Here is an 8,732-nt window from a genome sequence, read left to right on the forward strand (position 1 = left end):
GAAGCGCGTAAAAGTGGTATAACAAATCCAATATTGTCGCCATCTCCCGGGAGCGAATATGGAAATCACTGAACCGCGTCGTTTGTATCAGCAGCTTGCCGCCGAGTTGAAGACGCGTATTGAACAAGGTGTCTACCTTGTGGGCGATAAACTGCCCGCAGAGCGGTTTATTGCTGATGAAAAAAGCGTTAGCCGCACCGTGGTTCGCGAAGCCATTATTATGCTGGAAGTGGAAGGCTACGTTGAAGTACGCAAAGGTTCCGGCATCCACGTTATCTCCAACCAACCGAAGCATCAGCAAATTCCTGATGAGTCGCTGGAGTTCGCCAGCTACGGTCCGTTTGAGCTGCTGCAAGCCCGTCAGCTCATTGAAAGTAATATCGCCGAGTTCGCTGCCACTCAGGTAACCAAGCAAGACATCATGAAACTGATGGAAATTCAGGAGAAAGCGCGTAAAGAAAAATGCTTCCGCGACTCCGAGTGGGATCTTCAGTTTCACGTTCAGGTGGCTCTGGCGACGCAAAACACCGCCTTAGCCGCTATCGTTGAAAAGATGTGGACCCAGCGAGTGCATAACCCGTACTGGAAGAAGCTGCACGACCACATCGACCTGCGCACCGTCGATAACTGGTGCGACGATCATGACCAAATCCTCAAAGCGCTTATCCGCAAGGATCCACACGCGGCAAAACTGGCCATGTGGCAGCATCTGGAAAACACCAAGCTCATGCTGTTTAACGAAACCAGCGATGACTTCGAATTCAATGCGGACCGCTATCTGTTTGCTGATAATCCGGTCGTTCATCTCGATACCGCCGCCAACGGCGTAAAATAGACCATTATCTTCTTCCCGGGCAGCCATTGCGCCGCTGCCCGCAAACCCCGCAGGGTAAGCAAAACATATATAGTGTCAGCCTGTGTAAATACTCTCGCCTCCCTCCTTCGCAATCAGCAAAATCAATATGCAACAAACAGCAATTTCTATGACGTAAAGTCAGCTGGTTTGTTACAATTAGATGCATTTTGTCGTTCTGAGAGTTAGCTTTTGCTTACTTCACTTTTAAACAGGGATCCGTTCAGAGCGCAGCAGCGACCATAATCCAATAAGAAGCCATGTCGCCATGCATACACCGCGTTCAGACGTGCCGTTAACCGATGTACCAGGAATCGTGAATGGAACTATTAACCCAATTATTGAATGCCTTGTGGGCTCAGGATTACGAAACTCTCGCTAATCCGTCCATGATTGGCATGCTGTATTTCGTCTTATTTATGATTTTGTTCCTTGAGAACGGTTTGCTACCTGCCGCCTTTTTACCGGGCGACAGCCTGCTCGTGCTGGTCGGCGTGTTGATTGCTAAGGGCGCGATGGGCTTTCCTGAAACGCTGTTGCTCCTCACCGCTGCGGCAAGTCTCGGCTGCTGGCTAAGCTACATTCAGGGTCGCTGGTTGGGCAATACGCGAATCGTACAAAACTGGCTTTCGCACCTACCCTCACACTATCATCAGCGCGCGCACCATCTGTTCCATAAACATGGGCTTTCCGCGCTGCTGATCGGCCGCTTTATCGCTTTCGTCCGCACGCTGCTGCCGACCATTGCCGGACTATCTGGCCTGAGCAGCGCACGCTTCCAGTTCTTTAACTGGATGAGCGGCCTGCTGTGGGTCCTGATCCTGACCTCACTGGGATACCTGCTGGGAAAAACGCCGGTATTCCTGAAGTATGAAGATCAGCTGATGTCCTGCCTGATGCTGCTGCCGGTGGCGCTTTTGGTATTTGGCCTGGTTGGCTCGCTGATTGTCCTGTGGAAGAAAAAACACAGAAGCCGGAGCTGATGATGGTGATTAAACGTCCTTCACTGCGTCACATAAGCTGGGTGCTGGGCGGCTCGTTACTCCTGTGCGGTCTGTTCTGGCTCTGGCTGACCGTGCAACAGCAGGAATCTACCCTGGCTATCCGTCCCGTCAGCCAGGGTATCAGCATGCCGGACGGTTTTTCCGTCTGGCATCACCTCGACGCCAATGGCATCAGCTTTAAAAGCATTACGCCGCAAAATGATGGCCTGCTTATCAAGTTTGACTCCAACGCCCAGGGCGTCGCGGCCAAAGAAGTGTTGGGCCGCGCACTGCCACATGGTTATATTATCGCTTTGCTGGAAGACGATAATTCACCGACGGCCTGGATTTCGCGCCTGCGCGATACCCCACACAGATTCGGGTAATCAACGAAAATTCCGAATATTTTCACCCGGTTTGGTGATTTTCCGTTTTACTTACTATGATTAGGTTTGCGGGAGTCACCAGGCTCACGTTAATCAACTGGATCGGGTATACCCTCAGGTATGCCCTCACACAATGGAAGGTCGCATCCATGAAACACCGCATCGCTTTAATTCTGGTTCTTTCTTCACTGAGCGCCAGTGCCTTTGCCATCTCCCCTTGTCAGGAAAAAGAGCAGGATATCCAGCGGGAGATCAGCTACGCAGAAAAACATCATAATCAGAACCGTATTGATGGTTTGAATCGAGCGCTTAGTGAAGTCAGAGCAAATTGCAGCGACAGTAAGCTCAAAGCTGAACACCAGCAAAAAATCGCCAAACAGCAAGCAGAAATAGCCGAACGGCAGAACGATCTGCGCGAAGCCGAACAGAAAGGCGATGCTGACAAAATCAGCAAGCGCCAGCATAAACTTGATGAAGCGCAGCAAGAGCTGAAAACGCTGCAATCTCGCGAGTATTAATCGGTTAAGTAAGACCAATATGGACCACTTTAACAGGAGATAAACATGGCTAAAGATAACGTTGCAGAAGACCTGCGTGCGGAACTGAAAACGCTGGCTGACACCCTGGAAGAAGTGCTGAACTCCTCCACGGATAAATCGAAAGAAGAGATTGGTAAGCTGCGTAGCAAAGCCGAAAGCGCGCTGAAAGAGAGCCGCGTTCGTTTGGGAGAAACCAGCGACGCCATTGTGAAGCAAACGCGCGAAACCGCTGCTCGCGCCGATGAATACGTCCGCGAAAATCCGTGGACCGGCGTCGGAATTGGCGCAGCTGTCGGATTGGTGCTGGGTGTTCTGCTGACGCGCCGCTGATTATGGCAAACTCTCAACACACACAGGGGCCGGGTCAAAGCGTTTTCGGCATTGGTCAGCGGATAGTTACCCTGCTGGTCGAAATGGTGGAAACGCGCCTGCGCCTGGTGGTCGTGGAGCTGGAAGAGGAGAAAGCGAATCTCTTTCAGCTGTTTCTGATGCTAGGGCTGACATTGCTATTTGCTGCATTCGGGTTGATGAGTCTGTTGGTCCTCATTATCTGGGCCGTCGATGCGCAATATCGCCTGAACGTGATGATCGCCACCACCGTGACCCTGCTGCTGGCGGCTCTTATTGGCGGTATCTGGACGCTTAGTAAGGCCCGACGTTCGACGTTTCTGCGCCTTACGCGTCAGGAACTGGCTAACGACAGGTCCTTACTGGAGGACGATAAACCATGAGCCGCGACCAACAGGAACGTGAACGGCAAAAAGCACGTCTGCTGCGTCTAATCCAACAGCAACGGTTGGATCTCAACGCCAGCCGGCGCGACTGGCTGGAAGCAACCGCGCCAATAGATCGCGGCTGGCATACCCTACTTAACTTGCGTTCATGGGCGATGGTTGGCAGTGGACTCATCGCGGTGTGGTCTGTCCGCCACCCGCGCTTTTTACTCCGTTGGACAAAACGCAGTTTTGGTCTCTGGAGCACCTGGCGCATGGCGCGTAGCCTGCTGCGCCAGCAATCAACACGCTGAGGCACATCTTGTGCCTCTTCCTATTTAACGTCTCCCACCGAACACCATTATCCAGACCGCTCAGTCGGCCCTTCTATTCATTTGCTTTATCAATGGTTACTCAGAATCTTTGAAGTAGATCTACAGTTTTCCTTGCTAACAATTACGTCACAGCCTCGCTAATATTCACTCCATCGACAGCAACCCCGCGTCATACGCAGGATTGCACTAAAAAACAAAATCGCCGCCCTTTGGGTTTTATGGAGTAAGAAATGAAAAAATTAGAAGATGTTGGTGTACTGGTAGCACGCATTCTGATGCCAATTCTGTTTATCACCGCAGGTTGGGGAAAAATCACTGGTTATGCGGGTACCCAACAATATATGGAAGCCATGGGCGTCCCTGGTTTTATGCTGCCGCTGGTTATTCTGCTTGAATTTGGCGGCGGTCTGGCAATTCTGTTCGGTTTCCTGACTCGCACTACTGCGCTATTCACAGCAGGCTTCACCGTACTGACCGCGTTCCTGTTCCACAGCAACTTTGCTGAAGGCGTGAACTCGCTGATGTTCATGAAAAACCTGACCATCGCTGGTGGCTTCCTGCTGCTGGGTATCACCGGCCCGGGCGCATTCAGTATCGACCGCGTGCTGAATAAGAAATGGTAAGCACGCTATACTGAATAAAGACAAAGCGAGGGGACATCTCCTCGCTTTTGCTATCTGAGGGAGGAAATGATGGGACAATTAATTGACGGCGTCTGGCACGATACCTGGTATGACACCCAATCCACCGGAGGGCGGTTCAAGCGTTCTGTTTCTGCCTTTCGCAACTGGCTAACCGCCGATGGCGCACCAGGACCGGGTGGTGAACCAGGATTTCCGGCGGAAAAAGACCGCTATCATCTGTACGTTTCTCTTGCCTGTCCATGGGCGCATCGCACCTTAATTCTACGCAGTCTGAAAGGGTTAGAGCCGTTTATTTCAGTCTCGGTGGTCAATCCCTTAATGTTCGAGAACGGCTGGACGTTCGACGATAGCTTTCCGGCGGCCACTGGCGATACCCTCTATCAGCACGAATTTCTTTATCAGCTGTACCTGCATGCCGATCCGCAATACAGCGGGCGCGTTACGGTGCCGGTGTTGTGGGATAAAAAACAGCACACCATCGTCAGTAACGAGTCGGCTGAAATCATCCGCATGTTCAACTCCGCTTTCGATGGGCTCGGTGCTCGCGCCGGAGATTACTATCCACCTGAGCTGCGTGATCAAATTGATGAGCTGAACGGCTGGATCTACGACAACGTTAACAACGGCGTTTATAAAGCCGGATTTGCCACCAGCCAGCAGGCCTACGACGAAGCGGTCGATGCGGTATTTACCTCGCTGGAGCGCCTTGAGCAAATCCTGGGACAGCACCGCTTCCTGACGGGTAACCAGTTAACCGAGGCAGATATTCGCCTGTGGACTACACTGGTTCGCTTCGACCCGGTGTATGTGACCCATTTTAAATGCGATAAACACCGCATCAGCGATTATCTCAATCTTTATGGCTTCCTGCGCGATATCTACCAGATGCCAGGCATTGCCGAAACGGTAGATTTTGCCCATATTCGCAACCACTACTACCGTAGCCATAAAACGATCAACCCAACCGGGATTATCTCCATTGGTCCACAGCAAGATCTCAGCGAGCCGCACGGCCGCGATCTTCGCTTCCGCTAAGATATTGGGCGCTATTTACAGCGCCCAATAATTCATTCAGCAAATATTTGCCAACATTTCATTCACGTCTATTCTTATTTCGATCGCTTTAAAAACAAGTGATTGACGGTTAATTGAGGCGTAGAAATGGACTGGTATCTTAAAGTATTACAAAACTATCTTGGATTTGGCGGCCGCGCCCGGCGCAAAGAGTACTGGATGTTTATTCTGGTCAACATCATCCTGACTGGCGTACTCAGCATCATTGATAAAATGCTCGGCTGGCAGCGCGCGGGAGGAGAAGGCATCCTGACGACTATCTATGCCATACTGGTATTTTTACCGTGGTGGGCGGTGCAGTTTCGTCGTTTGCACGACACCGACCGTTCGGCATGGTGGCTGTTATTACTGCTGATTCCTGTTATCGGCTGGCTGGTGATCATTATTTTTAATTGCCAGAACGGTACTCCCGGCAATAACCGCTTCGGGCCGGACCCAAAACCAACCTCATACTAAACAATGCGCCCCTTGCCAAAAAGGGGCGCATGTTGCTCTATCTATTCATAAACAGCTTCGGGATCTCGCGCAGGCACCATGACTTCGCTTCACCCATGCTATCGCGACGCCAGGCCATAATGATATCAACCTCATTACTGTATTCCGGGCTGACCACCCGTAAACGACCTTCGGCAATATCCTGCTCAACGAGCGGATAAGGCATTGTCGCCACGCCCAGTCCTGCCAATAGCGCCTGACGTTTATCTTCAATCGTACTGACGGTTAATCGCGGCTGCTTGTCGAGCAGTTGCACCGTCAATACCGGGCGTTCGCGAGCGGTATCGGCCACCGCTACGCCGCGATACTTCACGCGCGTAACTTCGGAAAGCGGCTCTGGCTCTTGATGAATCGGATGATCCGGCGCGGCAACATAGACGCTTGTCACCGAGTAAAGCTTGCGGGAATTAATTTCCGACGATGAGCGAAAATGCATATCCGGCGCAACGACAATATCCGCCCGACCCTGCTCGAGGCGCTCCCACGCACCGGCCAGCACTTCAGTAATGATCGACAGCTGAGTATTAGATTTGGTCGCCAGCTTTTCAATCAGCGGAAATAGATTGGTGGTTGGCACCAGCGCTTCGGTGACAAGAGTCAGATGCGTTTCCCAACCGCGCGACAGGGCTTCAGCGTCGGTCGTCAACTTATCCGCCGCTTCCAGCAGAACCCGTCCACGCTCCAGCAGCATTCGCCCAACGTTGGTGAATTTTGTTCGATGTCCTGAGCGGTCAAACAGCACGACATCGAGCTCCTCCTCCAGCTTTTGCATGGTATAGCTCAGCGCCGAAGGAACACGACCGAGTTCATCAGCCGCAGCGGCAAAGCTTCCGCGTCGGTCAATCGCATCCATAACGCGCAACGCTTCCAGCGTTAGTGCTCTCTCTTTGGCCATCATTCTCTCATTCAGGAAATTTGAACATACCGGGCAGAATATCTGGCTAACAATACACCGTCCATACCTTTACCATTGATTTAGTGTAAAGAGAGGTCAAGAAAATGATTACTACCCGAACAGCCAAACAATGCGGTCAAGCTGACTTCGGCTGGCTGCAGGCCCGCTACACCTTTTCCTTTGGCCACTACTTCGACCCGAAACTGCTAGGCTACGCGTCTCTGCGCGTGCTCAACCAGGAAGTGCTGGCGCCCGGCGCCTCGTTCCAGCCGCGTACCTACCCGAAGGTCGATATTCTGAACCTGATACTGGAAGGGGAAGCGGAGTACCGCGACAGTGACGGCAACCATATCCAGGCGAAAGCGGGAGAGGCACTGCTGATTTCGACTCAACCCGGCGTCAGCTATAGCGAGCACAACCTGAGTAAAGAGGGTTCGTTGACGCGAATGCAGCTGTGGCTAGATGCTTGTCCGCAGCATGAAAATCCACTAGTCCAGAAAATAGCGATCGCCGCCGGGCCGCAACAGCTGCTGGCCTCGCCGGACGGTAGCCAAAATAGTCTCCAGTTGCGCCAGCAGGTATGGATCCACCATATCGAACTGGCAAAAGGCGAGCAGCTCAGCGTCCAGCTTCACGGCCCGCGCGCCTATCTGCAGTCGATTCACGGGACGGTGCATGCGCTTGTGCAAGAAGAAGAAAAACAGGCCCTGACCTGTGGTGATGGCGCGTTTATTCGTGACGAAGCTAACATTACCCTCGTCGCCGATACGCCGTTACGTGCTTTGCTGATAGATTTACCTGTGTAACAACGGCAGTAAGGGAGTTTGCCTGTGAGCAAGAAGAAAGCAAAAAAAGCAGCGATATTAGTGCAACAGCCGCAACCGGAAGTTATGGTCGCAGTCAGTTTTGGCTATGAAGAGATGTTAAGTGAACTGGAAGCTATCGTCGCGGAAGCGGAGGTACGGATTCAGGACGAAGAGAGCCTCGCCTGACGTAAAAACATCGGCCCCAGAACGGGGCCGATTGATTTACTCGCTCAGTTCCTGGGCTAAATCTTTTTGCACCTGCTTGCGCTGCTCTGGCGTTAATACCTGGTTCACACCAAAATAGTATTTCACACGATAGTAGCGAACCTGCTGTTCTACTTTGCTAAATGCCGCCAACTGATCTTTAACCGCTTTTTCATTCCATTTTCCGGAATCGATCACATCAAACAGTACGCCGTCTTTAATATCTTTCTGGGAAATCTGCTGAACATTTTTTTCCAATTGCTGGTGCAGACTCTTAATTTTCGTTACCTGTTCGTTGGTCAGCTTTAAATGTTGAACAATCGGATCCTGTGCTGGGGCTGGTGCAGCCTTAACATCAGCAGCCTGGGCCGCCATAGAGAATCCGCTAGCCAGAACAGCGGTGAACACGATACGGGTCATTAATTTCATTGTTTTATCCTGAAGGGTAATTGTCAGAAAGGGCGGCTTATTATTTTTCAGAAGCAGATGTGGAAATGTAAGAAATAGTACGTATAGATGTAGTTAAAGTTCAGAAAATATAATTAATAGAAATGCATTAAAATAAATAATTAATTGAGTGAATATAAAATACCTGACCTTATGAGAGAGGGTTGGTGTTAATGACAAACCTGCCTTGCGCATTGTGCCCGCATTCTTGTCAGGTGGCGGGTGGCGTCTTACCTGACCTATAAAACCATCGGGCAATTCCAGCAGAGCCAGAAAGCAAAAACCCCGCCATTTCTGATGAGGGTTTTCTGAAAAGTTGAAGCTGACCGTTAAGCCGCTTTCTTTTCGGTATAGCGTC

General features: G+C 51.3%; 15 protein-coding genes. 12 read left to right on the forward strand and 3 right to left on the reverse strand.

The genetic code is table 11. From position 1 onward, the window contains the following. Positions 1-58: 58 nt before the first annotated feature. The 10 genes from exuR to QVF11_RS10335 all read left to right on the forward strand — a co-directional run bounded on the left by exuR (position 59) and on the right by QVF11_RS10335 (position 5,983). Entirely contained in the window at positions 59-835 is a 777-nt protein-coding gene (gene exuR, locus QVF11_RS10290; RefSeq protein ID WP_112213626.1) for a transcriptional regulator ExuR, read from the forward strand. A 338-nt stretch (positions 836-1,173) separates the two neighbouring features. Continuing rightward, positions 1,174-1,836, forward strand: a complete 663-nt coding sequence (gene yqjA, locus QVF11_RS10295; protein ID WP_112213625.1) for a DedA family general envelope maintenance protein YqjA — start codon at positions 1,174-1,176, stop codon at positions 1,834-1,836. 8 nt (positions 1,837-1,844) lie between these two features. Further along, complete coding sequence (gene mzrA, locus QVF11_RS10300; protein ID WP_167492848.1) at positions 1,845-2,222, forward strand: EnvZ/OmpR regulon moderator MzrA; 378 nt, start codon at positions 1,845-1,847, stop codon at positions 2,220-2,222. Positions 2,223-2,371: 149 nt separating this feature from the next. Beyond that, positions 2,372-2,740 carry a DUF1090 domain-containing protein gene (locus QVF11_RS10305; RefSeq protein WP_112213623.1) on the forward strand — a complete coding sequence of 123 codons (369 nt, stop codon included), beginning with the start codon at positions 2,372-2,374 and terminating at the stop codon, positions 2,738-2,740. 45 nt (positions 2,741-2,785) lie between these two features. Continuing rightward, positions 2,786-3,091 (forward strand): ElaB/YgaM/YqjD family protein, encoded by a 306-nt coding sequence (locus QVF11_RS10310; protein ID WP_004125506.1) that lies wholly within the window; start codon positions 2,786-2,788, stop codon positions 3,089-3,091. Between the two features lie 2 nt (positions 3,092-3,093). After that, the gene (locus tag QVF11_RS10315; RefSeq protein WP_112213622.1) at positions 3,094-3,492 is read left to right on the forward strand and encodes a phage holin family protein; all 399 of its coding nucleotides are present in this window, start codon (positions 3,094-3,096) and stop codon (positions 3,490-3,492) included. Further along, positions 3,489-3,788 (forward strand): YqjK-like family protein, encoded by a 300-nt coding sequence (locus tag QVF11_RS10320; RefSeq protein WP_112213621.1) that lies wholly within the window; start codon positions 3,489-3,491, stop codon positions 3,786-3,788. Before QVF11_RS10315 ends, QVF11_RS10320 begins: the two co-directional genes overlap by 4 nt. Before the next feature lie 251 nt (positions 3,789-4,039). Next, entirely contained in the window at positions 4,040-4,432 is a 393-nt protein-coding gene (locus QVF11_RS10325; RefSeq protein WP_110272936.1) for a DoxX family protein, read from the forward strand. Positions 4,433-4,501: 69 nt separating this feature from the next. After that, on the forward strand, positions 4,502-5,488 hold the full coding sequence (locus QVF11_RS10330; RefSeq protein ID WP_142514409.1) for a glutathione S-transferase family protein: 987 nt from the start codon (positions 4,502-4,504) through the stop codon (positions 5,486-5,488). A gap of 126 nt (positions 5,489-5,614) precedes the next feature. Continuing rightward, positions 5,615-5,983, forward strand: coding sequence for a DUF805 domain-containing protein (locus QVF11_RS10335; RefSeq protein WP_112213618.1), 369 nt, complete (start codon positions 5,615-5,617; stop codon positions 5,981-5,983). Between the two features lie 37 nt (positions 5,984-6,020). Here the strand turns inward: QVF11_RS10335 and QVF11_RS10340 are convergent, their stop codons facing one another. Then, positions 6,021-6,917: a LysR family transcriptional regulator gene (locus QVF11_RS10340; protein ID WP_110272932.1), complete on the reverse strand. Its 897-nt coding sequence runs from the start codon at positions 6,915-6,917 to the stop codon at positions 6,021-6,023. Between the two features lie 104 nt (positions 6,918-7,021). Between QVF11_RS10340 and QVF11_RS10345 the strand changes: the two genes are divergently transcribed. Together QVF11_RS10345 and QVF11_RS10350 are read left to right on the forward strand one after the other, a co-directional pair. Then, positions 7,022-7,723, forward strand: a complete 702-nt coding sequence (locus QVF11_RS10345) for a pirin family protein (protein WP_182235026.1) — start codon at positions 7,022-7,024, stop codon at positions 7,721-7,723. Positions 7,724-7,747: 24 nt separating this feature from the next. Then, a complete protein-coding gene (locus QVF11_RS10350; protein WP_167492721.1) occupies positions 7,748-7,909 on the forward strand; it encodes a hypothetical protein in 162 nt (53 codons plus the stop codon). A 36-nt stretch (positions 7,910-7,945) separates the two neighbouring features. Here the strand turns inward: QVF11_RS10350 and QVF11_RS10355 are convergent, their stop codons facing one another. After that, complete coding sequence (locus QVF11_RS10355) at positions 7,946-8,356, reverse strand: Spy/CpxP family protein refolding chaperone (RefSeq protein ID WP_287856753.1); 411 nt, start codon at positions 8,354-8,356, stop codon at positions 7,946-7,948. Positions 8,357-8,449: 93 nt separating this feature from the next. After that, positions 8,450-8,732: hypothetical protein (locus QVF11_RS10360; RefSeq protein ID WP_287856755.1), on the reverse strand; the 283-nt coding region annotated here is incomplete at its 5' end.

The organism is Klebsiella sp. (genome assembly GCF_027492335.1).
Classification (GTDB): Bacteria; Pseudomonadota; Gammaproteobacteria; order Enterobacterales; family Enterobacteriaceae; genus Klebsiella; species Klebsiella huaxiensis.

What these genes read in the sequence shown, in the direction of transcription:
- exuR (WP_112213626.1), top strand. Translation starts at nt 59, where the DNA reads ATGGAAATCACTGAACCGCGTCGTTTGTATCAGCAGCTTGCCGCCGAG.
- yqjA (WP_112213625.1), top strand. Translation starts at nt 1,174, where the DNA reads ATGGAACTATTAACCCAATTATTGAATGCCTTGTGGGCTCAGGATTAC.
- QVF11_RS10305 (WP_112213623.1), top strand. Translation starts at nt 2,372, where the DNA reads ATGAAACACCGCATCGCTTTAATTCTGGTTCTTTCTTCACTGAGCGCC.
- QVF11_RS10310 (WP_004125506.1), top strand. Translation starts at nt 2,786, where the DNA reads ATGGCTAAAGATAACGTTGCAGAAGACCTGCGTGCGGAACTGAAAACG.
- QVF11_RS10315 (WP_112213622.1), top strand. Translation starts at nt 3,094, where the DNA reads ATGGCAAACTCTCAACACACACAGGGGCCGGGTCAAAGCGTTTTCGGC.
- QVF11_RS10320 (WP_112213621.1), top strand. Translation starts at nt 3,489, where the DNA reads ATGAGCCGCGACCAACAGGAACGTGAACGGCAAAAAGCACGTCTGCTG.
- QVF11_RS10325 (WP_110272936.1), top strand. Translation starts at nt 4,040, where the DNA reads ATGAAAAAATTAGAAGATGTTGGTGTACTGGTAGCACGCATTCTGATG.
- QVF11_RS10330 (WP_142514409.1), top strand. Translation starts at nt 4,502, where the DNA reads ATGGGACAATTAATTGACGGCGTCTGGCACGATACCTGGTATGACACC.
- QVF11_RS10335 (WP_112213618.1), top strand. Translation starts at nt 5,615, where the DNA reads ATGGACTGGTATCTTAAAGTATTACAAAACTATCTTGGATTTGGCGGC.
- QVF11_RS10340 (WP_110272932.1), bottom strand. Translation starts at nt 6,917, where the DNA reads ATGGCCAAAGAGAGAGCACTAACGCTGGAAGCGTTGCGCGTTATGGAT.
- QVF11_RS10345 (WP_182235026.1), top strand. Translation starts at nt 7,022, where the DNA reads ATGATTACTACCCGAACAGCCAAACAATGCGGTCAAGCTGACTTCGGC.
- QVF11_RS10355 (WP_287856753.1), bottom strand. Translation starts at nt 8,356, where the DNA reads ATGAAATTAATGACCCGTATCGTGTTCACCGCTGTTCTGGCTAGCGGA.